Source organism: Microbacterium sp. LWH3-1.2, from assembly GCF_040675855.1.
In the GTDB taxonomy this organism is placed as follows: domain Bacteria; phylum Actinomycetota; class Actinomycetes; order Actinomycetales; family Microbacteriaceae; genus Microbacterium.
In genome coordinates, this window is record NZ_JBEGIK010000001.1 from 3,038,951 (window position 1) to 3,065,605 (window position 26,655).

Sequence of the window (26,655 nt, forward strand, 5' to 3'; positions counted from 1 at the left end):
TCGGCTTCGCGAGACTACAGTTCGGTGACGCGCCCGGCGGCGACGCGCCAGTGGCGGTCGAGGTTCACGGCGTCGAGCATCCGGCGGTCGTGCGTCACCAGCAGCAGGGTCCCCCGATAGGACTCGAGTGCCTCCTCGAGCTGCTCGATCGCGGGCAGATCGAGGTGGTTGGTCGGCTCGTCGAGCACCAGCACGTTCACGCCACGCGCCTGCAGAAGCGCCAGGGCCGCCCTTGTGCGCTCGCCCGGCGAGAGCTCGTCGACCGGTCGGCGCACGTGGTCCGCTTTCAGGCCGAACTTGGCGAGCAGGGTCCTCACCTCGCCGGACTCCATGTCCGGCACGAGTTCTCCGAACGCCGCAGCGAGCGGCTGTGACCCCACCAGCAACGACCGAGCTTGATCGATCTCGCCGATCTCGACGTTGGCCCCGACGCCCGCTGTGCCCGCGGTCGGTGTTTGGCGACCGAGCAGTGCACGCAGCAGCGTGGACTTGCCGGCGCCGTTGTGCCCCGTGATGCCGATCCGCTCCCCGGCGTTGACTTGCAGCGACACCGGTCCGAGCGTGAACGAACCCTGCTCGAACACGGCGGCGCTGAGCGTCGAGACGACGGTGCTCGAGCGCGGCGCCGCGCCGATCGTGAACTCGAGCTGCCACTCCTTGCGCGGCTCCTCGACCTCCTCCAGCCGCGCGATGCGACTCTCCATCTGCCGGACCTTCTGCGCCTGCTTCTCGCTGGACTCGGTATTGGCCTTGCGCCGGATCTTGTCGTTGTCGGGCGACTTCTTCATCGCGTTGCGCACCCCCTGGCTCGACCACTCCCGCTGCGTGCGCGCCCGCGCCACCAGGTCGGCCTTCTTCTCCGCGAACTCGTCGTACTTCTCCCGCGCGTGCCGGCGAAGCGTCGCGCGCTCCTCGAGGTAGGCGTCGTAGCCCCCGCCGTAGACGCGATTCGAGTGCTGTGCGAGGTCGAGTTCGAGTACGCGGGTCACGCAGCGCGCGAGGAACTCGCGATCGTGACTGACCAGCACGACACCGCCACGGATGCCGCGCACGAACGTCTCGAGCCGCTCCAGCCCGCCGAGATCGAGGTCGTTCGTGGGCTCGTCGAGCAACACGACGTCGAACCGCGAAAGCAGCAGGGCTGCGAGCCCGACACGGGCGGCCTGGCCGCCGGACAGCGACGTCATCCTCGCTTGGTCGGCAGGCGTGCCGTCGAGGTCGAGCCCCAGGTCGGCGAGCACGGCGGGAACCCGCTCCTCGAGGTCGGCGGCGCCGCTCGCCAGCCAGCGGTCGAGCGCGGTCGAGTACGCGTCGGCGGGGTCGACGCCGAGCGGAGCGAGCGTGGCGTCGCCGAGGGCGGCGGCCGCAGCATCCATGTCCCTCGTCGCCTGCGCGCAGCCCGTACAACGTGCGATGTATGCCGCAACCGTCTCGCCTTCGACGCGTTCGTGCTCCTGGGGCAGCCAGCCGACGAACGCGTCGGCGGGTGAAAGGCTGATCGAACCCGCTTGCGGCTCGTCGATGCCGGCGAGCAGGCGTAGCAGCGTCGACTTGCCGGCGCCGTTGGCGCCGACCACACCGACGACATCACCCGGAGCCACGGTCAGGTCGAGCGAGTCGAACAGCGTGCGGTGGCCGTATCCGCCGGCCACGCCGCGCGCCACGAGTGTTGCGGTCATCGGACCATCCTCTCAGCGCGGGAGCGCACCGCCCGCCCCGGCGAGCGCCGGGACGGACGGCGGTCGTGCTCACGCCGGAGAGTTCAGCCCGATCCTGTTGCCCTCGGTGTCCTCGATGTAGGCGTAGACGCCGCGGCCGCCGGTGATCTCTGTCTTCGGCACGAGGATGCGCCCGCCGGCCGGCTCGACGCGCGCCAGCCACTCATCGATCGACGGACTCGCGTCGAAGTAGACGCGCGATCCGAAGTGCGACGGCTCGTCCTCGGGAGCGGCGAAGAGGCAGCCGGCGGCTCCCCCGTCTGCCGCGGCGAAGATCGCGGTCTCCTTGCCGGGCCCGACGGGGAGCCTGATGAGCTTCTCGGCGGTGAGCTTCTCATAGAACGCGATCGCGCGCGTCATGTCGGCAACCGGGATGTCGAACCACACGACTTTGGACATTGCTTCGTCCTCCTTCGGACGTCTGCTGTGCGGACACCGCGATTTCCCGCACAACGAGGACGTATCCCGTCCGCGATGCGTATCCGGGCGGTATCGGCGGACTTGTGCGTCCTCGAGCGCGAGGTCTACCGTCACGCCCAGGAGATGCCCGTGCGCGCCTGGGGACGATGGGTGGTGACACTGCTGGGGGCGGTACTGCTTCTGGTGGGCTGCAGCGCGCCCTCCTCCGGGATTCCGCCGTCGCCGACCAGGCAATCGCGCATCGCGGCGCCGCCGTCTGCGGAACCGGTGACGCCCGCGCATCCGACAGCCGACGTGTCGGATTTCGTCACCATCGACCCGATCGGCTTCGGAATGAGACCCGGCACCGGTCCCGCACGTCTGTCGGCGTGGGCGACACAGTACTGCGAAGTCAGCGGCCGTTCACCGTGCACCGGGATCGCGGACCGCGCCGTGCGGCTCTGCATCGAGCGAGTGGACTGCCACCCGGCGCTGCCCGTGCCCTTCAACGAGGGCACAGCGGCGTTCGTCTCCGGCGGGCGGTTCACTGTACCGATCGTCTACGCCGTCTGGCTCTCGGAAGAGGACCCGCTGCTCGCACCGTTCGGCAGCACCCGGAGCCTCCTCCAGTCGTACCTGCTCACCGTAGGGGTGTGTCCGGACCAGGGAGGCGGGTACCCGCGCGGGCCGGCCTGCCCTCCGGAGGAGCTGCGCGCACGTTCTCCCTAGGTGCTATGCCCGATCGACGTGCGTCCGGCGGAGTGTGACAGTGAGGCAGGCTCCCCGCGCCTGAACCTCAGAACCCCACTGCGAGGTTGATCATGAACACTCGTCGATCCATCGCCATCATCGCGGCCGCGCTCATCGCGTCGGTCTCACTCGGAGCCGCCGGCGCGTCGGCCGCGCCGCCGATAGAGGCGGACGCGACGGCCGTCGTCCACTGGAACGAAGTGGCGGTGAACACGCTCGTCGCCATTCCCGGGCCGAACGGCGGGGCGCCGCCCGCCTACCAGATCAACGTGGCCATGACGCAGGGTGCCGTCTACGACGCCGTCACCGCGATCGGGCCGAAGCAGTATCAGCCGTATCTGCTCACTCAGCGGTTCGGGGCGAAGGCCTCGACGGATGCCGCCGTCGCGACGGCGGCATACGACGTGCTCACGAATCTGGTCTCCACGGCGCCCGAGCGCGCACCGTTCCCCGGCCGAGCGGGCCTGCTGGCTTCGCTCGACACGCAGTACGCGGCGTCACTCGACGCGATCGACGACGACTCCTTCAAGAAGCAGGGCATCGCCGCAGGCCACGCTGCCGCCGACGCGATGCTGCACGCCCGACAGAACGATGGACGCTTCGGCCCGTCTCAGTGGGTGCGTGATCCCCGCCCGGGCCACTGGTCGCCGCTGCTCAATGCCGCCGGGGCCGAGGTCCTCGACCCGACACCCTGGGTCGGAGGCGTCGAACCGTTCCTGGTCGAGAGCGCCGAGCAGTTCCGCTCGGCGCCGCCGCTCGCGCTCGACAGTCCGGAGTATGCCGCCGAGGTCAACGAGGTGCAGGCCATCGGCCGGGCGACCGGGTCCACCCGGACGGCCGACCAGACCTACATCGCGCAGTGGTGGCAGTGGCCACCGATCCTCGCGTGGAATGAGGTCGCCCGACAGCTGATCGTCGCCGACGATCTCGGCGCCGCCGACGCCGCCCGGCTTCTCGTGCTGCAGAACCTGAGCGGGGCCGACGCCCTCATCACCTGCTGGGCCGACAAGTACTACTACGACTTCTGGCGGCCGTGGAACGCCATCCCCAGGGCCGGGGAGGACGGCAACGCTGCGACGATCGCCGAGCCGGGCTGGACCGCACTCCTGACCGCGCCGTACCCGGATCACCCGTCGGGACACAACTGCAACGACGGCGCGCACGCCGCGGTCCTCCGCATGTTCTTCGGAGATGTGATCGCGGGCGGCTTCCAGATGACCAGCACGTCCGCAGCCCTGCCCGCAGGCGCACCGACGGTCCGGACCTTCGACACCTTCTCGCAGCCGCTGAGCGAACTGATCGATGCGCGCATCTGGGCCGGCCTGCACTTCCGCTTCGCGGACGTCGAGGGCCAGCGACTCGGTGTGAACGTCGCCCAGTATGGCGCCGCTCACTACTTCCAGGCGGTGGGCCGCTGACAGCGGGTCAGCTGGCCACGACGAACCGGGGCAGATCGAGAACGCCCGTGCGCGCCGCCTCGACGGCGGCGCGGACGGCGCCGACCGACACGATGTCGGCGCCCAGTTCGGAGGCGACGATCTCGGGGGCCGGCAGGTCGAGCTCCTGCGGCAAGGCGTCCGCCGCGGCATCGATGACCGGCCCGGCTCCTGCAGCGACCGCGCCTGAGACGATGATGCGGCGGGAGTCGAACAGACTGCCCAGCACGCCGGCGATCACCGCGAGCGTCTCTCCGACCTGCCGAGCGACGACGAGTGCGCCGGGGTCGCCGTCGGCCGCGAGCGTCAGCACCGTCTTGCCGTCGATCTCCGTCGCATCGAGGAGGCGCAACGCACTCGCCGACGGGAGTGAGCCCTTCGCCAGCGCGCGACGTGCCACCTCGGCTGCTCGGTACCCGAGTCCCCACGCCCCTTCGACCCCCGTGACGTGATCGAAGGCGACCATCTCAGCGGCCCCGCCATGGGCACCGCGCAGCGGGGTGCCGTCGACCCAGACACCCGCGCCGAGGCGCTCTCCCGCGAGCAGCGTCACGAAGTCGTCGTAGCCGACCGCGGCGCCCACTGCTCGCTCGGCCACCGCCGCGAGCGACGCATCGTTCTCGACCCGCACGATCGGCGCCCACTCGCCGAACAGCTCACGAAGCGACGGGTTCATCCGGCGCCAGAATCCGTCGCGGTGCGGGGGCGACGATCCAATGCGGTCGACGGGCGCCGGAACGCCGACGCACAGTGCCGTGACGTCCGCGCGCGCGATCGCCGCTGCCGCGAGCGCATCGTCCACCACGCGCACGGCGTCCCGGCGCCGATCTTCGGGCGAGTCCTGCGACGCGTCCGCCGCCAGGTGACGGACCGACCGAGTCTCACCTCGCAGATCCGCGACCGTCGCGGTGAGACGCGCGCGCCCGGCGTCCACTCCGACCACGTATCCGGCGTCGGCTCGAAAGGCGAATCGTCGAGCCGGCCGCCCTTTCCGGTAGTCCCCCGCTGCTCGGGCGTTGGGCAGCTCCGTGAGAAGTCCCCGGGCCACGAGCTCGTCGATGACGTCGATGGCGGTCGATCGTGTGAGCCCCACCGCGTCGAGCACGTCCGACGCAGTGAAGACCTCGACATCCCAGGCGAACCCCAGCACGGCGTCGAGGCTCGCTCGGCGCAGTGCCATCGGGGTGAGCAGCGATTGTGACATCAAGCCTCTTGCCTGTCGCGGGTACTTACGTCATTATGATGGACACAGTTGATTCGGTGGCTAAATCTACTCACCGAAGCAACCAGTCGCCACACGCCATACGGAAATGGACAACGTCGTGCCTGAAGCATCCGTCACCCTCCGCCGCGCCTGCGCAGCGGCCGCCGCCCTCGTGCTCGTCGGCAGCGCGCTCGTCGCGTGCGCCGGCGCATCGTCCGGGCCCGCCGAGGTGAGGTTCCACCTCAGCAAGCCCGAGGCGATCCCCTACTTCCGCGATCTCATCAAGGAGTACAACGCCGGCCAGGACGACGTCGAGGTCGTCTTCGACACGTCCTCGAACCTGCAGGCCGGCTTCCTCCGCGGAAACCCGCCCGACCTCGGGCTGCTGAACTACAACATGGAGATGGCCCGCTTCATGGAGCGCGGCGCCCTCAGCGACCTGAGCGATATGCCCGAGGCTGACCGCATCCTCCCCGAGGTGCAGGACCTCGTCGACCAGTACGCCACCTACCCCGGCCGCACGAGCGTGCTGCCGTACTCGGTGATGGCGGCATCCGTTATCTACAACAAGCAGATCTTCGAGGAGCAGGGCCTCGAGGTCCCCACCACGTGGGACGAGCTCATCGAGGTCTGCGAAGCTCTCACGGCAGCGGGCATCACCCCGTTCTACGCCACATTCAAAGACCCGTGGACCGTCGGTCAGGGCTGGTTCGACTACACCGTCGGCGGCGAGGTGGACGTGGCCGCCTTCTACGACGAGATGAACGACCTCGGCACCGAGGTCGGTCCCGATTCCCCGGTGTCGTTCCAGACGACGATGGCCGACCCCGTCGATCAGATGGTCGAGCTCACGGACAACTACGTGAACGAGGATGCCGCGAGCCGCGGCTACGGCGACGGCAATCTCGCCTTCGCCAAGGAAGAAGCGGCGATGTACCTGCAGGGGCCGTGGGCATTCGGTGAGATCGACAAGACGAACCCCGACCTCGACCTCGGCACGTTCCCGCTGCCGATGACCGACGACCCCGATGACAACAAGGTGCGCGTCAACATCGACCTGGCCGCGTGGATCCCCGAGGCCTCCGACCAGAAGGAGGGGGCGCGCGACTTCCTCCGCTACCTCTTCCAGAAGGACGTGATGGACGAGTACAACGCCGCATTCCTCGGCTACGGCACCACGACCGACTCGGCTCCCGTCACCGACGAGCGCATCCTCGGAATGAAGGAGTACTACGACTCCGCGAAGTTCTACCAGGGCGCCTCGAAGGCGATCCCGCTGACCATCCCCACCGACAACTACATGCAGGGCATCGTCACCGGCGACGACCCCGAGCGCACGCTCGCGAGGCTCGACGCCGACTGGGCCCGACTGGCGCTGCGCCAATAGCGCGATACGAGAGGAAACGCACTCATGGCAACCACCACGGCCGCCGTCACGGCGCCGAAGACGGGCCGGCGCACCGGTGCGGCGACGATGCCGCAGACGCGGCGGCGGGTAGACGGGGTCTACTACCTCTACCTTCTGCCCGCACTGATCCTGTTCACGCTGGCGATCACGATCCCCGCGGTCATCGGCATCTTCTTCAGCTTCACCAACTCCATCGGGTTCGGCGACTGGCAGTTCGTCGGGTTCATCAACTACATCGCCGTCTTCACCGACCCCGCGATCCTGCAGAGTTACCTCTTCACCTTCTGGTTGGCCTTCGTCGTGGTGATCGTGGTCAACGTGCTCGCCTTCTTGCTGGCCGTGGGCCTGGTATCCCGGGTACGCCTGAAGACGGGGCTGCGAACGATCTTCGTGATTCCGATGGTGATCTCGGGCATCATCATCGCCTACGTCTTCAACTTCCTTTTCTCCAACTCCGTGCCGGCGCTGGGACAGCTGTGGGGCATCGGCTGGATGAGCGAGAGCATCCTCGCCAACCCCGACCTCGCCTGGGTCGCGATCGCGATCGTCACCGCGTGGCAGGCGATTCCCGGAACGCTGCTCATCTACATCGCTGGCCTCCTGTCGATCCCCGGTGAAGTGTACGAGGCGGCCGACATCGACGGTGCCGGCAAGATTCAGCAGCTGACCCGCATCACCCTGCCGCTGGTCTCGGGCTACGTGGTGATCAACGTGATCATCGGTTTCAAGGACTATCTCAACGCGTACGACATCATCGTCGGCCTCACCAACGGCGGACCCGGCACGGCCACCCGCTCCATCGCCATGACGATCTTCACCGGCTTCTCGGGCGGGGACTACGCCTATCAGATGGCCAATGCGACGATCTTCTTCCTCATCGCGCTCACCCTCGCCCTGCTCCAACTCCGTCTCACTCGCGGAAGGAACGTGTTCTGATGACCACGCAGCCCGCCCTCGCTATCGAGGACATGACCGCCGAGCGCGTGCTCGCCGGCGAAAACGCTCGGGGGCCCGCTCGCTCGCGCTTCGCCATGGAGCGGGTCAACTGGCCCGGAACGATCGTGCTCGCCCTCTGCACGCTCACGGTGCTGGTGCCGCTGTATGTCACCATCACGATGGCGTTCAAGACCCAGTCGCAGGCCGTGGACGGCAACGCCTTCACCTGGCCCACTCCGTGGAGCCTCGAGGGATTCGCGGCGGCGTGGGAGCTGACGAACTTCCCGCGGGCCTTCACGGTCTCGCTGCTGATCACCGTCTTCACCGTCGCCGGCACCATCGTGCTGGCGGCGCTGGCGGCCTTCGCCATCTCCCGCAATTGGGATCGCAAGCTCTTCCGCTACTCGTTCTACTACCTGCTCGCGGCCCTGTTCCTACCGTTCCCGGTGGTGGCGCTGCCGCAGATCCAGCTGACCGGCCTGACGGGACTCGACAACCCCGTCGGCGTGATCATCTTGAAGATCATGTTCGGCCTCAGCTTCAGCATCCTGTTGTTCACGGCTTTCCTGCGCTCGATTCCGGCCGAGCTGGAAGAGAGCGCGCGGATCGACGGCGCCAGTACCAACCAGACGTTCTGGCGGCTGATCTTTCCGCTCCTCGCACCGATGAGCGCCACAGTCGGCATCTTCGCCTTCCTGGCCTCGTGGAACGACTTCATGATGCCTTCGCTGATCATCTCCGACCCCGCGCTGCAGACGCTGCCGGTGGTGCAGAACATCTTCCAGACGCAGTTCAGCAACAACTACAACGTGTCGTTCGCCTCGTACCTCATGGCGATGGCACCGGCCATCATCGTCTACCTCTTCACCCAGCGATGGGTCGTGGAAGGCGTCACCCAGGGAGCCGTGAAGGGCTGAGGCCCGCGGCGTCCCGTTGCCCACCGAAAGTACGACCTCGAAAGGAAACGCGTCCCCGTGACGACTGTGCACTCCGCACCTCTGACCTCCCAGCTCAACGACCTCGAGCTGCCCGCCTGGTGGCGGCAGGCCGTGGTCTACCAGGTGTATCCGCGGAGCTTCGCGGATGCCGACGGCGACGGCATCGGCGACATCCGAGGCGTGACCTCGCGGGTGCCGTATCTGAAGGAGCTCGGCGTCGACGCGGTCTGGCTGAGCCCGTTCTACCCGTCCGCCCTGGCGGACGGCGGATATGACGTCGCGGACTACCGCAACGTCGACCCCCGGCTCGGCACGCTCGACGATTTCGACGAGATGCTCGAAACCCTCCACGGCGAGGGCATCAAGGTGGTCGTCGACATCGTGCCGAACCACACGTCGGACCAGCACGCCTGGTTCCAGGAGGCGCTGGCAGCCGGCCCGGGCTCGGCCGCGCGCGCCCGGTACATCTTCCGCGACGGTACAGGCCCCGGCGGCTCCCAGCCGCCCGCGGACTGGGTGTCGGTATTCGGCGGGTCGGCGTGGGAGCGGGTGGCCGACGGACAATGGTACTTCCACAACTTCGCGGTGGAGCAGCCCGACCTCGACTGGTCGAACCCGGAGGTGCGCGCCGACTTTGCCAGGACGTTGCGCTTCTGGTCGGACCGCGGCGTCGACGGCTTCCGCATCGACGTGGCGCACATGCTCACGAAGGACTTCGTCGACCCGCTCCCCACGCAGGCCGAGCTCGACGCCATGCCCCGCGACGGCAACCACCCGATGATCGACCGTGACGACGTGCACGAGGTCTACGCGGAGTGGCGGGAGGTGTTCGACTCGTACGACCCGCCGCGCACCGCCGTTGCAGAGGCATGGGTCGAGCCGTCGCGCATCCCGCTCTACGCGCGGGCCGAGAGTCTCGGACAGGCGTTCAACTTCGACCTGCTCGAGGCCGACTTCAACGCCGCGCAGTTCCGCCGCATCGTGGGCGACAATCTCGCGCTCGCCGCTCAGTCGGGCTCGTCGACGACATGGGTGCTGTCGAATCACGACGTCGTCCGCCACGCCACGCGTTATGGCCTGCCCGACGCCGATCGCGACGAGAATGGGCGCCCGACGCGCAAGCACGGCAACGAGTGGCTGCTGTCGGGCGGGAAGACGCCGGTGCTCGATCGCGAGCGCGGCCTGCGTCGCGCGCGCGCCGCCTCCCTGTTCGTTCTCGGCCTTCCGGGGTCCGCTTACATGTACCAGGGCGAGGAGCTCGGCCTTCACGAGGTCGCGTCGATCCCGGACTCGGCGCGCCAAGACCCCACCTTCTTCCGCAGTCCCGGTGAGGACATCGGACGGGACGGATGCCGCGTCCCCCTGCCGTGGTCGGCTGACGGGGCTTCCTACGGATTCGGTGACGGTGGCGCGCACCTGCCGCAGCCGTCGTGGTTCGCGGAGTGCGCGGTGTCGGTCGAGGACGGCGACCCGCGGTCGACACTGGCGCTGTACCGCCAGGCGCTGGCGCTGCGTCGGCTGCTGCAGACCGGTGAGTCGCTGGAGTGGATCAAGACCGGGCGGGACGACGTCTTGGGATTCCGCCGCCCGAACGGGTGGACGGTCTTCACCAATTTCGGTGAGACGCCGTACGAGCTGCCGCACGACGGAGCGAGGTCGCTCTCGAGCCAGCACTTCGAGGGGCGCGAACTCCCGGGCGAGACGACCGTCTGGGTCTCGGGGGCGTGATCGCTGCGCCGTGATCGCACAGCGCGGATGCCGCGGCCGGCGAGGGCCGCGGCATCCGTTTCCCGTTTCGCGCTCCCGTGACCCTCTTGCCAGACGCTGACGCCGGGAGGACACTGAAACGCGTTGTTGCAGGGTACGCGGGTTCCACGGCCGCGCGCACCCGAACCGGAAGGCGTCCTCCCGCTCGGAGCGCCTTTGCGCCGGCCAGTGAGAGGCCGTTACGTGGATCCGACAGACCTCGCCCGCCTGCAATTCGCCTCGACGAGCATCTATCACTTCTTCTTCGTGCCCGTCACGATCGGCCTCGCGTTCCTGACGGCCATCCTTCACACGCGGTGGTACCGGACCCGGGCGAGCCGCCATGAGCGTCTGACGCGCTTCTTCGGGACGCTGCTGCTGATCAACGTCGCCATCGGCGTGGTCACGGGGCTGGTTCAGGAGTTCCAGTTCGGCATGAACTGGTCGGCGTACTCGGTGTTCGTCGGCGATGTCTTCGGCGCCCCGCTGGCCATGGAGGGGCTCGCCGCGTTCTTCCTGGAATCCACGTTCCTCGGGCTGTGGGTGTTCGGGTGGAAGGTGCTCCCCCGCAGGCTCCATCTCCTCTCAGCGTGGCTCGTCGCGGCGGGTGCCGCGCTCTCGGCGGCGTTCATCATGGCCGCGAACTCGTGGATGCAGCATCCTGTCGGCTACACCGCTGATCCCGAAACAGGTCGCCCGACGCTGTCCTCCATCGGCGACCTGTTCACCAACCCGGTTTTCATCTGGAGCTACATCCACGTCATCCTGGCGGCTCTGGTGACCGGAGCCGTCGTGATGCTCGCGGTGTCGGCATGGCAGCTCCGCCGCGGACACCCGCTGTTCAAGACGTCCGCCCTGCTGTCGCTCGCCGTGCTCGTGCCGTCGACCCTGCTGCAGCTGGGGGTGGGAAGCCAGCTGGGCGTGATCGAGACGACGTACCAGCCGATGAAGATCGCGGCGGCCGAGGCCCAGTGGGAGACGTGCCAGCCGTGTTCGTTCTCGCTGTTCCAGGTCGGCGGATTCGAGAGCTCCGATCAGGAGCCGATCAAGATCATCCAGGTGCCGCATCTGCTGTCGTTGCTGGCCACCCTCTCGTGGGACGGCGAGGTCGTCGGTCTCGATGAGCTGCAGGCGCAGGATGGGGCGGAGTACGGGACGGGCGACTACGTGCCGGATGTGCGGATGCAGTACTGGTCCATGCGGGTGATGGCGTACCTCGGGACGCTGTTCTTCCTGTTCTCGCTGTGGGGCGTGTGGCTGGCGGCGCGGCGGACGCTGCCGGTATCCCGCGTCTTCCTGTTCCTGGCGACGTGGTCGGTCCCCCTTCTGTTCCTCATGAACACGGCTGGGTGGATGCTCACCGAGAGCGGGCGCCAGCCATGGGTCGTGCAGGGGCTCATGAAGACGGCCGACGGGGTATCGAGCTCGGTGTCCGCCGCCGAGGTGGTCATCAGCCTCGTCGCCTTCTACGCGGTGTTCCTGCTCCTGCTCGTGCTCGATATCGTCCTGATGCTCCGCTTCGCGCGGCGCGACCTGGATGCCTCGGAGGCCGAGTCCCCATCCGACAGCCTCGACGCTCCGGCGCTGACCTACTGATTCGATGTGATCAGGGGACACGCATGAATCTCGCCGAGGTGTGGTTCGCGATCATCGATCCATCCGAGAGGGAGCGCAATGACCACGTCGACAACCCAGGCGAGTTCCCCGCCGCCGGCACCTGACCAGGGGTCGGCTGTCGCCGACGTCCTCGTCGTCTTCGGGATCACCGGCGACCTCGCAAGGGTGATGACATTCCGCTCCCTCTACCGGCTGGAGCGGCGCGAGTTGCTGCACTGTCCGATCGTGGGGGTCGCGGTGGACGACTGGTCGCTCGAGCAGCTGGTGCAGCGCGCTCGCGACTCGATCGTCGCGACGGGCGAACCGCTCGATGAGGAGGTGTTCTCGCGATTCGCCGGAAGACTCGCCTACGTCGCCGGCGATTTCGGCGATGCGGCCACGTATCAGCGGGTCAGCGACGCGATCAGCGGCAGCCGGCATCCGGTGTTCTATCTCGAAATCCCGCCGTTCCTGTTCGGAAGGGTCGTCGAAGGGCTCGCCCGAGCCGGACTGACGCAGGGCGGACGAGTCGTCGTTGAGAAGCCGTTCGGTCACGATCTGGAGTCGGCGAAGGAACTCGCGGCCGACCTGCACCGATCCGTCGACGAGTCGCAGCTTTATCGAATCGACCACTATCTCGGGAAGATGGGCTACGAGGAGATCCTCTACCTCCGATTCGCCAACACCATCCTCGAGCCGCTGTGGAACCGCAGCTACGTCGAATGCGTGGAGATCACGATGGCCGAGAGCTTCGGGGTGGAGGATCGGGGTCATTTCTACGACCCAGTCGGCGCGCTGCGGGATGTCATCGTCAATCACCTCATGCAGGTACTCGCCGCAGCCGCGATGGAGCCACCATCCGCGCAGGGCACGGAGGCGCTGCGGGATGCCGCGGTGACGCTGTTCCGCGCCGTGAAGGCCGCGGACCCCGCCCACTATGTGCGGGGACAGTACGACGGCTATCAGGAGATCGCCGGCGTCGCACCGGGATCGACGACCGAGACGTACGCCGCCCTCAGACTCGAGATCGACAACTGGCGCTGGCAGGGCGTCCCCTTCTACATCCGAACCGGCAAGCGGCTCCCTGTCACACAGACAGAGCTTCGGGTCGTGTTCCGCGAGCCGCCGCCCGTGCACCTCGGGCTGGGAGGCGGCGAAGACCGGCGCCCGGTGCGCGACGAGTTCGTGGTGAAGCTGGATCCGTCGACCGGCGCCCGTCTGATCGTCGACGCCCACCGCGCCGACGGGAAGGGACCACAGGCGATCACCCTCGACGCCGAGTTCGCCGACGAAGGCGGCGAGGGCGCGACGCCCTACGAAGTCCTGCTGCATGCGGCCATCGTCGGCGACTCCGGCCGCTTCAAGCGCCAGGACATCGTGGAGGAGAACTGGCGCATCATGGGCCCGCTCATCGAGAATCCGCCGCCCGTCCATCCGTACGCCCCGGGAAGCTGGGGCCCGGCCATCGCGTCGACGCTCGTGGCCGATCACGGCGGATGGCAGGGGCCGTGGATCGTCGAACCCCCGAAGAAGGACACGCCGTGAGCCTCGACCACTCCCCCTTCCCACCCATCGCCGACTACGCGTTCCTCTCGGATTGCCACACCGGCGCCCTCGTCGCCCCCGACGGCTCGGTCGATTGGCTCTGCATCCCCGCGTTCGACGCGCCCAGCGTGTTCGGCAACCTTCTCGACCGCGGCGCGGGCTCGTTCCGGTTCGGCCCGTACGGCATCAATGTGCCGAACCACCGCTCATACGTGCCCGGCACGAACGTCTTGACCACCACCTGGCACACACCCACTGGCTGGCTGCTGGTGCATGACGCGCTCACCCTCGGGCCCCGCACAGGTCCTGATCTCGTCACTCCGCACACCAGACCACCGTCCGATGTCGACGCGGAGCACGTCCTCGTGCGCCTGGTCGAGTGTCTGGAGGGTTCGGTCGAGATCGAGCTGGTGTGCGAGCCGGTCTTCGACTACGGCCGCCAGTCGGCGGACTGGTCGATGGTCGACGAGGAATGGCACGCCGCCGACGCCGCCGGTGCCGGTCGGTCGTTCCGGTTGAGCACGGGGCTGTCCATCGGGCTCGAGGGCAGCGCTGCGCGCGCGCGGCACACGCTGACGAAGGGTGAGAAGGCCTTCTGCGCGATCTCGTGGGCCGATGGTCTCGCGTCCCCCTCGGATGCGGAGGATGCCGCTGCACGGATCGAGCGCACCGTGCTCTTCTGGCGGCGCTGGCTCGCGCGCGCCCGCATCCCCGACCACTCGCTGCGTCCGTTCCTGGAACGGTCGGCGTTGACGATCAAGGGGCTCACCTACATGCCGACAGGGGCGACGGTCGCAGCCCTCACGACATCCCTTCCCGAGACGCCCGGCGGCGAACGCAACTGGGACTACCGCTACACCTGGATGCGCGACACCACCTTCACCCTGCAGGCCCTGCACTACTTGAATCTGGACTGGGAGGCGGACGAGTTCATGCAGTTCATCGCCGATCTGGAGCCCAACCCCGACGGCGGTCTGCAGATCATGTACGGTATCGACGGCCGGCGCGATCTCACCGAGTCCACGCGAGACGATCTGTCGGGATACGAGGGCGCCCGTCCGGTGAGGATCGGCAACGGCGCGTTCGACCAGCGTCAGAACGACGTCTACGGCGCGGTGCTCGATTCGCTCTTGCTGCACACGCGTCGCAACGAGCATCTGCCTCGGCGATTGTGGCCGCTGGTCAAATCCCAAGCCGAGGGCGCTCTGGCGGCATGGCGTGAGCCGGACCAAGGCATCTGGGAGGCCCGCGGCGCTCCTCAGCACTACGTGTCCTCGAAGCTCATGGGGTGGGTCGCACTCGACCGGGCATCGAAGCTGGCCGCGATCCGCGGCGACGAGGCACTTCACCAGACCTGGTCGCAGGCTGCCGACGAGATCCGCGCCGACATCCTGGCTCACGGCGTCAGCGACCGCGGCGTGCTCCGCCAGCACTACGACACCGACGCCCTCGACGCCTCGACGCTCCTCGCTGCGGTCTTCGGCTTCCTCCCTGGCACCGACGAACGCATCCGCGCGACCGTCGAGGCCATTGCCTCCGAGTTGACGGAGCATGGCTTCGTGCTGCGGTACGTCACCGGAGAGACCGACGACGGGCTCTCCGGCAAGGAAGGCACCTTCCTGATCTGCTCGTTCTGGCTGGTCTCGGCGTTCTCGATCATCGGGGAGCGCGCCAAGGCCGCGAATCTGCTGGAACGACTTCTGCGGATCGCATCGCCCCTCGGCCTCTACGCCGAAGAATTCGAAGTGGGCCGCTCACGCCACCTGGGAAACTTCCCGCAGGCGTTCTCCCACCTGGCGCTCATCGAGGCGGCAGCCCGCATCATCCTCGCCGAGCGCCTCGAGGAGCTGTCGCTGTGACCGCCCCCTGCTGACGAGAGGGAACGATGAGCGATGACTGAGCGGGTCCTACATCGAACAACAGCGCTATCGCGGCGGCGAATTGATGGTCACACCCCTCTGCCACGGATCGAGCGGCACTCACGCAGACCCGGTCGAGAAGGTGTGCAGTGAAAGCGTCGAGCGCGTGCCCGATGCGTGCGACATCCTTTGGCGTGACTGCACCGTGTCGACGGGCGTGCGCGATTTCCTCCGCGGCGAGCCGTGACAGGTGGGACCGAAGCGCGGCGGCGGCGGCCGCGGACCAGCCCTCACGCGCAGGGTGCCGCTCGACCGGCCGCTCGGATCTGATCCTCATCGTTTCCGGTTCCCTTGTCAGATCGAGAGTCTCTGCGGACGACGTGAGTAGCGCGGCGACGCGAAAATCGACGGGTGTTCAGCGAGTCCATGCTGTCCCCAGTGAGGAAGCGCCGGCCGGCGGGACGGTCCGACCGGCGCTTTTCCTTCACTCGGTGGTCTGGTTCGCGTCGGTGATCACGAAGAATTTCTTCACGTACGGGGCGTGCGAGGTCCACGTCACAGGATGACCACCCGGTAGAGCGACGACATCGCCCGCCTGGAGCTCGTACTCTTCGCCGGTCACCTCGTCTCGCAGATGCGCGGTGCCTTCGAGGATGAGCATCGTCTCGTCACCGAGCGGCGCGGTGTAGGGAATCGTCGACGAGCCGTCCTCCGCGCATCCCGCGATTCCGACGCCGGTGCGCCAGAGTCCGGTGACCAGCGTTCCGGTGCTCCCCGTGGCGCGAACGGTCGTCAGCTCGCCGCACGTCTGAGGACCATGGTCGGGCTCGACCCACTCGTACGGAGTCCAGTGCTCTGGATTGTCACTGATGGTGCCGATGATCAGATCGGTCTCAGGGGTTCCGGGGATTTCGCTGTCCCACATGACCCAGAACTTCTTCAGGAACGGAGCGGCGATCTCCCAGTGCAGGTCCACGTTCTTGGGATTGGCGACGATTGATCCGGCACCGACCTGGTGGGTCCGACCAGAAGCGACCTCGGTGATCGTGGCGGTCCCTTCGAGGATCACCATGGTCTCGTCACCTAGAGGCGCCGAGTAGTCGACCAGACATGAGCCGTCCTCCGCGCATCCGGCGATCCCGCGTCCTGTACGCCACAGCCCAGCCATGACCGAGCCGGACGTGCCGTCCGGTCGGATGACGGCGACCTCGCCCTTGACCTGCGGGCCGTACACCGGATCCTCCCACTCGAAGGGAGTCCATTCGGCAGGATTCTCGTTGCGGCTGGCGACGACGACTCGGTGGCTGCTCTCGACTATGGTCATGGCTCTGCTCCTCGCTCTTGTTCGATTCTTTGACGGTGGTGGAGTGGTGCGGTGGGCGTCAGTCCTGCGCCACGAGGGCAGGATCGACATCCTTGAACACGGCGAAGCTCGAAGGCTGCTCGCCGAGCACGGGGAAGTGGAAGCCGCAGTTCGGACACTGCTCCGCGAGCACGGCCTGCTCCTGAGCAAGTTCGTACTTCTTGTCTTGGAGCTCTCCGCAGGTGGGGCAGATGCGCAGCAGCCGAGTGCCCACCAACTCGAAGTTGGTGATGATGTCCTCCATGATGGCGCCGTTGGCCGCCCACGCCTTGGCGTGCTTGTGGTACGTGTCCATGTGCCAGTCGTAGAGTGCCTTCTTGCTGGTCCAGAAGCTGCATTCGTTGAACCACGTCGGGTCGTCGGGATGCTCCCACCACGTGAGGTGGAGGAAGCCTGGCAACTTCATCAGGTGGTGGCGGGTGTCACCGAAAACCACCTTGAACTTCTCGTACGCGTCGGGGCTCGAGAAGCGAACACGCTGCATGCTGAGGTAGATGGGCATCGAACGGGCCTTCCGGTCTCGGGTTTCCCACGTGGCGCGGGCGAAGTGGTACTAGTTTCAGAGCCAGACGGGACGTTTCACAGATCCAGTTGACGCACCGAGGGGGAACCACGTGACATCCGCGCGAAACGCCCATGAGCCCTTCGAGAAACAATCTGGTCGGCGTCCACCGTCCTACCGCGCGCTCTACCAGCAGGTCAGGACGTCCATCCTGAACGGGCAGTTGCCGCCCGGATCGAAGCTTCCTTCCAGCAGGGAACTCGCGGTGCAGAACGGGGTCTCCAGGAACACGGTGCTTGCGGCGTTCACCCAGCTGCACGCCGAGGGCTACGTCGAGGCCCGGCAAGGAGCGGGCACTTTCGTCGCTCGCAGCCTTCCCGACCTGGCGCAGCGTCCACTGCCCGGTGTGGCCGTCACCGCGGGGGACACGACACTCGCGGAAGCGTCGGCAAGGTCCGCGCTTTCCAGGCGGGGTGATGCGCTCCTGGGGTCGCGTCGGATGCCTCTTCCACCGTCCCCCCTCCATCTGCCGATGGCCACGATCTTCCAGGTCGGACAGCCGGGCTTGGACGACTTCCCTCATGATCTGTGGGCGCGCCTCTACGCGAACAGGGTCCGCCGGGGGGAACGCTCGATCATGAACTACGCCGACCCTGCCGGCTACGGGCCGCTGCGGGAACAGATCGCCGAGCGGATCGCGACCACACGCGGTGTCACCTGCGATCCGAAGCAGGTCATCATCGTGTCCGGGTCACAGCAAGCGCTCGAGTTCAGCGCACGACTCCTCCTCGATCCCGGCGACGCCGCATGGATCGAGGACCCCGGATACCTCGGCACTCGCGCCGCGCTGGCATCAGCGAGCGCGCGGATCGTTCCGATCCCCGTCGACGCGCGGGGTTTCGATGTCGAGAAAGCGATCGTTCGCGAGCCGGACGCGCGAATCGCGTACGTGACGCCGTCGCACCAGTTCCCGCTCGGAGCAACGATGAGCCTTGAACGGCGTCTCACGCTCATCAAGTGGGCCGGCCGCGCGAAGTCTTGGATCGTGGAGGATGACTACGACAACGAGTTCCGGTATCAAGGGCGCCCACTGGCGGCGTTGCACGCTATCGACCCTTACGGTCGTGTGATCTACGTCGGGACCTTCAGCAAGACAATGTTCCCCGGGCTGCGGCTCGGTTACATCGTCGCCCCACCGGAGATCGTGGACGGGTTCGTCGCCGCACACCTCGCGACCGACATGCACACCCACTTGCTCGATCAGGCGGTGCTCGCGGACTTCATGGCACAGGGGCACTACGCACGGCATCTGCGCAAGATGAGAGTGCTCTATCGCCAACGACAGCAGCAACTCGTCACCGAGAGCGCACGGATCGGCGACGTCCTCCGGATCCAGGCGCCGCCGCACGGCCTGCACGTTGTCGGGTGGCTCCCCGATCGACTGAACGATGTGACGGTCGCGGAGCACGCACGACGTGCAGGGATCCCGGCATGGCCCCTCTCACTCCATACCGACGAGAACAAGCAACCCCCGGCCCTACTGCTCGGATTCGCAGGCAACCGTGACCGGGATCTCGGCCCAGCGATACGCCGCCTCGGGCACATCATCCGGATGCTCGAGAAGTCCGCCGCCACGGAGATGCCAGAGGACTGACTGGACGCTCTGAGGTGTTGAGCCTGGGGCCTCCCCTCGCAGAGAAGGTGGGTTGCGGGCCGGGGGTGTTCCGGCCTGCCGAGCCACATGTGTGAGGGAGGCCCCAGTTATTACCGAGCGGACGAGTCGGGCTGGATGCGCACGCGGAGCGTGGTCGCGGCCGCGATCGATGAGCGAACCGGGGCGTTCGTACGGGGGCGGCGCTGGGGTGCCGCGATGGCCGAGGTCGTGTCTTGGATGTCAGACCTTCCCGGGCCGGTCGCGGCGACGTACGAGGCCGGATCGAGTTCCAGGCACGCGGGAAGCGCAGCGTCGTCGCCATCGCCGCGATCGCGCGCGAGCTCGCCGGTTGGTGCTGGTCCCTGGCCGTCATGACCTGACCACCCCTCGCTTCCGGTCGTCCGACGGTGGTGGCGGCAACGTCCGCGACGCTGCACCGTATCGCGGCCGACGGCGGTCAGGTGCTGTGCGCGACACACTCGCCCATCCTCGCTTCCGTTCCCGGCGCCAAGATCATCGAAGTCGGGGAATGGGGCATGCGGCCGTCGCGCTGGGAGGACCTGGAACTGGTCGCACAATGGCGGTCGTACCTCGCGGCGCCCGAGCGATACCTCCGACATCTGCTCGACTGAGCGGAAGCCGGACGCGCGCTCAAGGACTCTCGTGTGACTCCTCGATGGGTGGCCTCGGTCCTGGCATCACCGGGGTGGCGTGCCTGTTCTCGGCGGCATAAGTGAGCAGGGATGGCGGGCGTTTCTTCTTGCCGATGGTCTGGACAATTGGGTGATCCTTCCTGGCAGGCCCACGGCCGTGTTCAAAGTCGGATCCCTTTCATGCGGCCGCGCAGCTCGCGCTTGCCGTCGCAGAACTGCCCTGCCTCGAGCCACCCACTCTGCTGACCGCCGCCACGGACCGTCTCACCGTGTCCAACACCGGAGCGTTCGACAGAGCACTCGATTTGCCGTCGCCCACGTGGGATGATCCGTAAAGCGCAGGCCTCTCGCCGGGACTGAGCGGGAGGGCGGCATGCTCGCAACCCGTCGGATTCCACCTCATGCAGTCGATCGCCCAGTGCTTCGGCGACAACTAGACCTGGGGATGTCTGCACCGCTCACGCTGATCGTCGCACCGGCCGGCGCAGGAAAGACCGTGCTGCTCTCGCAATGGATTCAGTCGCGACCGGATCTCGGAGTGGCGTGGATCGATGTGGAAGCCGCCGACGACGACTCGGTGCACTTTGCCCAACGCATCGTGGCGCGACTGGAGGCGGTCGACCCGCGGCTGAGCGACCTTGAGGCCACGCTCGGCGAGCCGGGCGGTGGGCTCGGGGCGGACATGGTGGAGGCTCTCGGTGGCGCGCTGGAGGATGTCGGGCGGCAGGTGGTCGTGATCCTCGACGACCTTCACCACCTGTCCAATCGGTCGACGGTCGAGGACCTGTGGATTCTTGCCGATCGCCTGCCCGCCAATGCGCATCTCATTTTCTCGTCGCGCACCGACCTGCGCCTGTCGTGGAGTCGCCACCGCTTGCAGCACGGACTAGTGGAGCTCCGGCGCGCTGAGCTGGCCTTCGATCAGACCGACACGGCAGCGGTCCTGATGCAGATCACAGGGCGACATGTCGATGAAGACACCGCCGCAACAGTGCTTCGCCACACCGAGGGCTGGGCGGCGGGGGTTCAGCTGGTCGCGCTGACTCTGAGACTGCATTCCGGTTCGGATGCCGTCGTGGACGCGCTCGACGCGACCGACCGGCAGATCGTCGACTACCTGAGCCAGGAGGTCCTTGACGCGCAGACTCCCGAGCGCCGCCAGGCGCTCCTCGCGCTCTCGGTGCTCGATGAGATGAGTCCAGGTCTTGTACACACCCTCACCGATGCACCGGATGCGGGGGGATTCCTCCGCGACCTCGAGGACGAGTCGATGTTCGTCCTTCCCGTCCCCGGGCGACGGGATTGGTACAGGTTCCATCACCTGTTTCGCGATCTGCTGCGATATCGACTGCGAGCGTCGGATCCGGGTGCCGAGGTCCGACTGCTGCGCAGGGCGGCGGCGTGGCATCTGGCCGCCGATGACTCGTCCGCAGCCGTCGAGTGCCTTCTGCGTGCTCGACTGTGGTCGGACGCGTTGGACCTCATTCTGCAGCGTGGCCGCCGGGAGTACGAGCTCGGTCACACGGCGACGGTCACTCGGTGGCTGTCCATGGTCCCCCAGGAGGTGCGCGTCGCTCGTCCAGATGTCCGGGTGCTCTACGGGATCATGTCGGGCATGACGGGACGCGCGGTCGAGGCCGAGGAGACCTTCCGACAGATCATCTCTGATCCCGCAACCGACGACGGGCACCGGCTGGTGGCGGCCGCGTACCTCTCGGCGATCGTCCCGTTCCGTCCGCACCCAGAAACCTATCTGGCAGACGCGCTGAATGCCGTTCGCCTTCTCCAAGAGCTGTCCGACGTGGTGGTTCCGGACATCCTCCAGCTCACAAGTCGTGAGCTACTGATGACGATGGCGTGCGTCTCCGCAGGCCGCGCACACCTGTACCTCGGTCAGCTTGACGAGGCGCGTGGATGGCTGGAGACTGCTCTCGGAACCGCGGGGGGACGATACCCGCCGTTTCGTATTCACTGCTTCGGGGTCCTGTCCGTGGTCGAGGCATGGAGCGGCAGTCTGCGCGCGGCGACGCAGCACGCGGATGAAGCGCTCGACATCGCGCGGGAGACCTCGCTTCTCGCCCACTCGTCGACGGCTGACGCGTACCTGGCGCGCGCCATTGTGGCGATCCAGCGAGGTGAGCCCGAGGTCGGAGCGATCTCGCTGCACGAAGGAAATCTGCGGGCCGCTTCCAATCAGCGCTCACAGATCATGTGGATTGCTCATGCGGCCTCCAAGCTGATCGACCCTCTCGGCACCGACGTGACGGCCATCGAGCCGACGGGATCACCGCCCCCGATCGTGCGGCGAGCGCTTCTCGCAGCCAGGCACCGTGCGGCCCGACAGGCCGGCGAGCCGCATGAAGCGATCGAGCCGCAGCGCGGTTGGTCGATGCTGGCGTTCGAAGAGATCGCCGCCTTGCTGGCGGAAGCCAACCTGCCCACGGCGCGGGAACGCCTGGAGCAGATCCCATTCCGCGCTGATTCCCAGAAGCCGGCCTCCGAGGTCGAACACAGAATTCTGAGCGGTTGGCTCTTTGCGCTGGAGGGACACAGCGCACCGTCCCGTGCCGAGCTGGTCTCCGCGCTTGAGGTCGCCGGCCCAGAATGGCTGGTCCATCCGTTCATCCGAGCGGGTCGCGCAGTGAGCCAGCTCATTGACGCACTCCCCGGCCCGCCGGACCGGTTCCGCAGTCTGGTGGTGCGGCTCTCGCAGCGCGTCGGCCGCGGAGGAACTGATCAGCTCGCCGAACCGCTCACCTCGCGTGAACTCGAAGTATTGGCGTATCTGCCGACGCGGCTGACGAATGTTGAGATTGCCGCACGATGCTATGTCTCGGTGAACACCATCAAGACACACACGGCGCACATCTATCGCAAACTCGATGTGTTGCGTCGCAGCGATGCCGTTGCACGGGCGCGAGAACTCGGTCTGCTCACCGTTTCCGCCGAGACATACACGCTCTGATCTCACTCACCGCCAGCTCTTCGCGGCCCCGTCCCCTGGTTCCGGAAATTGAGAGACAGGATGAAGGCGCTCACCGCGAGCACCCACGCCGGGAAAATGAAAACCACCCATGCGCTGAGACTCGTCACGAAAAGCAGCACGATCGCGACGCCGTAGGTCGTGAATGCCAGCCAGCGAGGCATGACCCCGGTGCGCAGCCACATCGTTCCGAGCGCGATGAGCATCACCCCCGCCATCCGCAGGGCATAGATGTTACTCACCTGCAGCATCATCGCCCGGCCGAAGTTGGCGACCTCGGCACGACCCGCGTCATCGGTCGCGAGCGGAACCGCCGCGACGGTGCCTCCAGCGATGGCGGCGGAGACGAACACCATTGCCAAGAAGAGCAGCCCGCTTCCGATGAATACCGATGAGAAGAGCTGATCCTCCGATTCCTTGAACCGGTCGCGGACGACGCCCATGAACCACAGGAACGCGATTCCCGCGAACGGGACGAGCGCCAGTCCCAGGTTCATCCGCACTCTGGCGCTCTCGTTCAGCCACTCGACTCCCGCCACGACCTCGACGGGCAACGCGGAGCGGACAAGCGCCAGGCCGGCGGCGAACAGCAGCGCGAAGAGCACGCCTGCTATCGCCGCAGACCGGGGCGAATCCAGCTGTCTTCTGGCCAGGTGATCGCCGACCATCCTTCTCCTCCGGCTGCTCGGCGTCGGCTCGGGTCCACGTCCGGCTGGGTCTAAATACGACGGCGCCCTGGGGTTACCGCCGCGCCAACGACCGCCGCCTTGGCGACCGGCGACGGTCCAGGGCGGACTGCAGCCGCAACGACGGCCGTCTTGGCGACGGGGGCACCGATAACGCCCACTCGTCCTACACGTGCTGCCCGGATCGGCATGTCAGGCTCCCGTCGTTTCGAGTGCTTCGTCCGCCTCAAGGGAGGCGATGATGGCCTGGGTCGGGATACGACCGTTCGCGATGAGCTGACCGCCCGCTCGGCGGGCCGCGTCCGCGAACGGGGCAGCCCAAAGGTTCTCGTACACGAGCACGCCCGCAACGCTTCCCGGGTCCATTGCGTTGGCGAGATTGACGACGTCGTCGGCAGCCAGCAATTCCGCGAGCTGCGCCTCGAGTTGGACGAGTTCGCCGAGATCGCCGGCGTCCGCCAACTCCGTCGCGTCGATGTTCCCGTCCTCGTCTTTCGTGAGGACGAGGGCATCGATCACCCGGATGGTACCGGCATCCACCAATCGCAGGAGCTCCTGCGCGATCTCTCCGGTGAAATTCTGGTGTCCCGACGGGAACTCGATGACGAGGAAGTCAACGGGCCCCAGTGTCGATAGATCCTGCTCAGTCATTTCATTCGTCCTTTTCTCGGTTTCCATCTCACGACTGCATCGCCCGCTGCGCCTCACGGTGCGTCATCCCGTTCCCGCGAAGGCTATCCGCGGACCGTGGCCAGAAGCGTCACCCAGAAGGTGTGATGTTGCATCCGACTCCTCGGAGTGAGCGTTATCACCCTCGCTGGGTGACGGGCCAGGTGACATCTCGGGCCTACGGTGGGCGCGACGAATCCGTCCGACTAAGGGGAATGATCATGTCGTCCGATGCGCACGCTCGCACAATGCTCCCGATCCCGGATCGGCCCGCCCATGCTCACACCACCTATGACGCGAAGGATCCGGACACCGCCTTTCCGCCGATCACCCCCCTGCGCCCGCCCGCGGGCGCGCCCAACGTGCTGGTGATCCTGATCGACGACGCAGGCTTCGGCGCGGCCAGCGTGTTCGGAGGGCCGTGCGCGACGCCCAACGCTGAGAAGCTCGCCGCGGGCGGCCTCCGTTATAACCGCTTCCACACGACCGCGCTGTGCGCGCCGACGAGGGCGGCGCTGCTGAGCGGGCGCAACCATCACTCGGTCGGAATGGGAAGCATCACGGAGACCGCTACGTCGGCCCCGGGCAACAGCTCGTTGCGACCGAACACGAAGGCTCCGCTTGCCATGACGCTCAAGCTCAATGGATACTCGACGGCGCAGTTCGGCAAGTGCCACGAAGTACCGGTCTGGCAGTCCTCCCCCATGGGACCGTTCGATGCGTGGCCCTCGGTGGGTGGCGGATTCGAGACTTTCTATGGCTTCATCGGTGGTGAGAACAACCAGTGGGACCCATCCCTCTATGACGGGACGACCCCTGTGGAACCACCGGCGACTCCTGAAGAGGGCTACCACCTCACCGAGGACCTCGCGAACCACGCTGCGACGTGGATCAGGACTCAGAAGGCCCTGATGCCTGACAAGCCCTTCTTCGTCTACTTCGCCCCGGGGGCGACCCACGCACCGCATCACGTTCCAAGGGAATGGGCTGACAAGTACCAGGGCAAGTTCGCCGAGGGCTGGGATGTGCAGCGAGAGAAGACGTTCGCGCGTCAGAAAGAGCTCGGGGTGATCCCGTCGGACGCGGCGCTGACCCCGCGTCACGTCGAGATCCCTGCGTGGGATGACATGCCCGATGAGCTGAAGCCCGTCCTCGAGCGCGAGATGGAGGTTTACGCCGGCTTCATGGAGCACGTGGATTATCACGTAGGACGAGTCATCGACACGATCGAGGACCTCGGGATCCTCGAGAACACGCTCATCTACTACATCGTGGGCGACAACGGAGCCTCCGCCGAAGGCACCCTCAACGGGGCGTTCAACGAGCTGGCCAACTTCAACGGAATGGCCGCGCTCGAATCAGCGGAGTTCATGGCCTCCAAACTCGACGAGCTGGGCTCGCCCGCCTCGTACAATCACTACGCCGTCGGCTGGGCGTGGGCGATGGATACGCCGTTCCAATGGACGAAGCAGGTCGCGTCGCACTGGGGCGGCACCCGTAACGGCACCATCGTGCACTGGCCGGGCGGAATCGAGGAGAAGGGCGGATTGCGATCGCAGTTCTCGCACGTCATCGACCTCGCTCCGACGGTCCTTGAGGCGGCCGGCCTTCCGGAGCCGACGATGGTCAACGGTGTGCAGCAGTCACCGATGGAGGGGACAAGCATGCTGTACTCCTTCAACGACGCCGACAGCCCCGAGCGTCATGACCTGCAGTACTTCGAGATGTTCGGCAACCGCGGCGTCTACTACAAGGGGTGGAGCGCGGTCACCAAGCATCGCACTCCCTGGCTGATGGTCGGCGGCGCGTTGCCGGCGTTCGACGACGATGTCTGGGAGCTGTACGACGGCACGACCGATTACAGCCAGTCTCATGACCTGTCGGCCGAGCAGCCCGAAAGGCTGCACGAACTGCAGCGGCTGTGGCTTATCGAGGCTGTCAAGTACAACGTCCTGCCCATCGACGATCGCGGTGGCGAGCGGCTGAATCCCGACATCGCCGGTCGTCCCAGCCTCATCCACGGCACCTCGCAACTGCTGTTCCCCGGCATGGGCCGACTCTCCGAGAGCAGTGTCGTCAACATCAAGAACAAATCGTTCTCGGTCACCGCAGAAGTGACCGTCCCCGAGTCCGGCGCGCACGGCGTGATCATCGCGCAGGGTGGGCGCTTCGGCGGCTGGAGTCTGTACGCCATCGACGGCTCCGCGAGATTCTTGTATAACGTGCTGGGAATCCACGCGTTCGCCACCGAAGCTGAAAGAGCCATTCCGGTGGGCACGCACCAGGTGCGGATGGAGTTCGCCTACGACGGGGGCGGGCTTGCCAAGGGTGGCGGCGTAACCCTGTACTACGACGGGGAAGTCGTGGGCACCGGCCGCGTCGGCATGACCCAGGCCATGATCTTCTCCGGCGACGAGACCACGGATGTGGGCTACGAAGCAGGTACGCCGGTGAGTACGGATTACACCACCCAGCACAGCCGGTTCACGGGCAAGATCCACTGGGTGCAGATCGACCTCGGTGACGATGATCACGACCACTTCATCGATCCCGAGGAACGCCTCCGCGTCGCGATGGCCAGGCAGTAGTCCGTGGTGGTCGATGCTCGGA

General features: G+C 66.9%; 20 protein-coding genes and 1 pseudogene. 14 read left to right on the forward strand and 7 right to left on the reverse strand.

Translation table 11 applies throughout. From position 1 onward, the window contains the following. Positions 1-14: 14 nt before the first annotated feature. Together abc-f and MRBLWH3_RS14205 are read right to left on the reverse strand one after the other, a co-directional pair. Complete coding sequence (gene abc-f / locus MRBLWH3_RS14200; protein ID WP_363433134.1) at positions 15-1,679, reverse strand: ribosomal protection-like ABC-F family protein; 1,665 nt, start codon at positions 1,677-1,679, stop codon at positions 15-17. Positions 1,680-1,748: 69 nt separating this feature from the next. After that, positions 1,749-2,117, reverse strand: a complete 369-nt coding sequence (locus MRBLWH3_RS14205) for a VOC family protein (protein ID WP_363433137.1) — start codon at positions 2,115-2,117, stop codon at positions 1,749-1,751. A 75-nt stretch (positions 2,118-2,192) separates the two neighbouring features. Here MRBLWH3_RS14205 and MRBLWH3_RS14210 point away from each other — a divergent pair, with 75 nt between their 5' ends. Together MRBLWH3_RS14210 and MRBLWH3_RS14215 are read left to right on the forward strand one after the other, a co-directional pair. Beyond that, entirely contained in the window at positions 2,193-2,846 is a 654-nt protein-coding gene (locus MRBLWH3_RS14210; RefSeq protein WP_363433140.1) for a hypothetical protein, read from the forward strand. Positions 2,847-2,938: 92 nt separating this feature from the next. After that, positions 2,939-4,285 carry a vanadium-dependent haloperoxidase gene (locus MRBLWH3_RS14215; protein WP_363433143.1) on the forward strand — a complete coding sequence of 449 codons (1,347 nt, stop codon included), beginning with the start codon at positions 2,939-2,941 and terminating at the stop codon, positions 4,283-4,285. A 7-nt stretch (positions 4,286-4,292) separates the two neighbouring features. On the opposite strand, the gene MRBLWH3_RS14220 is transcribed toward MRBLWH3_RS14215, so the two are convergent. After that, positions 4,293-5,507 carry an ROK family protein gene (locus MRBLWH3_RS14220; protein ID WP_363433145.1) on the reverse strand — a complete coding sequence of 405 codons (1,215 nt, stop codon included), beginning with the start codon at positions 5,505-5,507 and terminating at the stop codon, positions 4,293-4,295. Between the two features lie 118 nt (positions 5,508-5,625). Here MRBLWH3_RS14220 and MRBLWH3_RS14225 point away from each other — a divergent pair, with 118 nt between their 5' ends. The 7 genes from MRBLWH3_RS14225 to MRBLWH3_RS14255 all read left to right on the forward strand — a co-directional run bounded on the left by MRBLWH3_RS14225 (position 5,626) and on the right by MRBLWH3_RS14255 (position 15,535). After that, positions 5,626-6,894, forward strand: a complete 1,269-nt coding sequence (locus tag MRBLWH3_RS14225) for an ABC transporter substrate-binding protein (protein WP_414685374.1) — start codon at positions 5,626-5,628, stop codon at positions 6,892-6,894. Between the two features lie 24 nt (positions 6,895-6,918). Then, positions 6,919-7,851 (forward strand): carbohydrate ABC transporter permease, encoded by a 933-nt coding sequence (locus MRBLWH3_RS14230; RefSeq protein WP_414685375.1) that lies wholly within the window; start codon positions 6,919-6,921, stop codon positions 7,849-7,851. Beyond that, on the forward strand, positions 7,851-8,768 hold the full coding sequence (locus MRBLWH3_RS14235; RefSeq protein ID WP_414685376.1) for a carbohydrate ABC transporter permease: 918 nt from the start codon (positions 7,851-7,853) through the stop codon (positions 8,766-8,768). The genes MRBLWH3_RS14230 and MRBLWH3_RS14235 overlap by 1 nt, the downstream gene beginning before the upstream one ends. 57 nt (positions 8,769-8,825) lie before the next feature. Next, complete coding sequence (locus MRBLWH3_RS14240) at positions 8,826-10,517, forward strand: glycoside hydrolase family 13 protein (RefSeq protein WP_363433147.1); 1,692 nt, start codon at positions 8,826-8,828, stop codon at positions 10,515-10,517. Positions 10,518-10,739: 222 nt separating this feature from the next. Continuing rightward, positions 10,740-12,131, forward strand: coding sequence for a cytochrome ubiquinol oxidase subunit I (locus tag MRBLWH3_RS14245; RefSeq protein WP_363433149.1), 1,392 nt, complete (start codon positions 10,740-10,742; stop codon positions 12,129-12,131). A gap of 78 nt (positions 12,132-12,209) precedes the next feature. Next, positions 12,210-13,676, forward strand: a complete 1,467-nt coding sequence (locus MRBLWH3_RS14250) for a glucose-6-phosphate dehydrogenase (RefSeq protein ID WP_363433152.1) — start codon at positions 12,210-12,212, stop codon at positions 13,674-13,676. Further along, complete coding sequence (locus tag MRBLWH3_RS14255; protein WP_363433154.1) at positions 13,673-15,535, forward strand: glycoside hydrolase family 15 protein; 1,863 nt, start codon at positions 13,673-13,675, stop codon at positions 15,533-15,535. The genes MRBLWH3_RS14250 and MRBLWH3_RS14255 overlap by 4 nt, the downstream gene beginning before the upstream one ends. Positions 15,536-16,019: 484 nt before the next feature. Here MRBLWH3_RS14255 and MRBLWH3_RS14260 read toward each other — a convergent pair whose 3' ends face one another. Together MRBLWH3_RS14260 and MRBLWH3_RS14265 are read right to left on the reverse strand one after the other, a co-directional pair. Further along, positions 16,020-16,859 carry a cupin domain-containing protein gene (locus MRBLWH3_RS14260; RefSeq protein ID WP_363433157.1) on the reverse strand — a complete coding sequence of 280 codons (840 nt, stop codon included), beginning with the start codon at positions 16,857-16,859 and terminating at the stop codon, positions 16,020-16,022. A gap of 58 nt (positions 16,860-16,917) precedes the next feature. Then, entirely contained in the window at positions 16,918-17,400 is a 483-nt protein-coding gene (locus MRBLWH3_RS14265; protein WP_363433159.1) for an antibiotic biosynthesis monooxygenase family protein, read from the reverse strand. Positions 17,401-17,512: 112 nt separating this feature from the next. Here MRBLWH3_RS14265 and MRBLWH3_RS14270 point away from each other — a divergent pair. The 4 genes and pseudogenes from MRBLWH3_RS14270 to MRBLWH3_RS14285 all read left to right on the forward strand — a co-directional run. Next, positions 17,513-17,752, forward strand: a pseudogene (locus MRBLWH3_RS14270) (GntR family transcriptional regulator); the annotation flags it as partial. Positions 17,753-17,932: 180 nt separating this feature from the next. Further along, complete coding sequence (locus MRBLWH3_RS14275) at positions 17,933-19,054, forward strand: PLP-dependent aminotransferase family protein (RefSeq protein ID WP_363435534.1); 1,122 nt, start codon at positions 17,933-17,935, stop codon at positions 19,052-19,054. Between the two features lie 407 nt (positions 19,055-19,461). Further along, complete coding sequence (locus MRBLWH3_RS14280) at positions 19,462-19,686, forward strand: hypothetical protein (protein WP_363433162.1); 225 nt, start codon at positions 19,462-19,464, stop codon at positions 19,684-19,686. A 466-nt stretch (positions 19,687-20,152) separates the two neighbouring features. Beyond that, the gene (locus tag MRBLWH3_RS14285; protein ID WP_363433165.1) at positions 20,153-22,672 is read left to right on the forward strand and encodes a LuxR C-terminal-related transcriptional regulator; all 2,520 of its coding nucleotides are present in this window, start codon (positions 20,153-20,155) and stop codon (positions 22,670-22,672) included. A 2-nt stretch (positions 22,673-22,674) separates the two neighbouring features. Here MRBLWH3_RS14285 and MRBLWH3_RS14290 read toward each other — a convergent pair whose 3' ends face one another. Both MRBLWH3_RS14290 and MRBLWH3_RS14295 read right to left on the reverse strand, forming a co-directional pair. Continuing rightward, a complete protein-coding gene (locus MRBLWH3_RS14290; protein ID WP_363433168.1) occupies positions 22,675-23,358 on the reverse strand; it encodes a hypothetical protein in 684 nt (227 codons plus the stop codon). Between the two features lie 210 nt (positions 23,359-23,568). Continuing rightward, positions 23,569-24,027, reverse strand: coding sequence for a DUF6325 family protein (locus MRBLWH3_RS14295; RefSeq protein ID WP_363433171.1), 459 nt, complete (start codon positions 24,025-24,027; stop codon positions 23,569-23,571). A gap of 239 nt (positions 24,028-24,266) precedes the next feature. On the opposite strand from MRBLWH3_RS14295, the gene MRBLWH3_RS14300 reads away from it, so the two are divergent. Further along, a complete protein-coding gene (locus MRBLWH3_RS14300) occupies positions 24,267-26,633 on the forward strand; it encodes an arylsulfatase (protein WP_363433174.1) in 2,367 nt (788 codons plus the stop codon). The last annotated feature ends 22 nt before the right edge of the window (positions 26,634-26,655 follow it).

What these genes read in the sequence shown, in the direction of transcription:
- abc-f (WP_363433134.1), bottom strand. Translation starts at nt 1,679, where the DNA reads ATGACCGCAACACTCGTGGCGCGCGGCGTGGCCGGCGGATACGGCCAC.
- MRBLWH3_RS14205 (WP_363433137.1), bottom strand. Translation starts at nt 2,117, where the DNA reads ATGTCCAAAGTCGTGTGGTTCGACATCCCGGTTGCCGACATGACGCGC.
- MRBLWH3_RS14210 (WP_363433140.1), top strand. Translation starts at nt 2,193, where the DNA reads ATGCGTATCCGGGCGGTATCGGCGGACTTGTGCGTCCTCGAGCGCGAG.
- MRBLWH3_RS14215 (WP_363433143.1), top strand. Translation starts at nt 2,939, where the DNA reads ATGAACACTCGTCGATCCATCGCCATCATCGCGGCCGCGCTCATCGCG.
- MRBLWH3_RS14220 (WP_363433145.1), bottom strand. Translation starts at nt 5,507, where the DNA reads ATGTCACAATCGCTGCTCACCCCGATGGCACTGCGCCGAGCGAGCCTC.
- MRBLWH3_RS14230 (WP_414685375.1), top strand. Translation starts at nt 6,919, where the DNA reads ATGGCAACCACCACGGCCGCCGTCACGGCGCCGAAGACGGGCCGGCGC.
- MRBLWH3_RS14235 (WP_414685376.1), top strand. Translation starts at nt 7,851, where the DNA reads ATGACCACGCAGCCCGCCCTCGCTATCGAGGACATGACCGCCGAGCGC.
- MRBLWH3_RS14250 (WP_363433152.1), top strand. Translation starts at nt 12,210, where the DNA reads ATGACCACGTCGACAACCCAGGCGAGTTCCCCGCCGCCGGCACCTGAC.
- MRBLWH3_RS14260 (WP_363433157.1), bottom strand. Translation starts at nt 16,859, where the DNA reads ATGACCATAGTCGAGAGCAGCCACCGAGTCGTCGTCGCCAGCCGCAAC.
- MRBLWH3_RS14265 (WP_363433159.1), bottom strand. Translation starts at nt 17,400, where the DNA reads ATGCCCATCTACCTCAGCATGCAGCGTGTTCGCTTCTCGAGCCCCGAC.
- MRBLWH3_RS14275 (WP_363435534.1), top strand. Translation starts at nt 17,933, where the DNA reads ATGGCCACGATCTTCCAGGTCGGACAGCCGGGCTTGGACGACTTCCCT.
- MRBLWH3_RS14285 (WP_363433165.1), top strand. Translation starts at nt 20,153, where the DNA reads ATGTCTGCACCGCTCACGCTGATCGTCGCACCGGCCGGCGCAGGAAAG.
- MRBLWH3_RS14290 (WP_363433168.1), bottom strand. Translation starts at nt 23,358, where the DNA reads ATGGTCGGCGATCACCTGGCCAGAAGACAGCTGGATTCGCCCCGGTCT.
- MRBLWH3_RS14295 (WP_363433171.1), bottom strand. Translation starts at nt 24,027, where the DNA reads ATGACTGAGCAGGATCTATCGACACTGGGGCCCGTTGACTTCCTCGTC.
- MRBLWH3_RS14300 (WP_363433174.1), top strand. Translation starts at nt 24,267, where the DNA reads ATGTCGTCCGATGCGCACGCTCGCACAATGCTCCCGATCCCGGATCGG.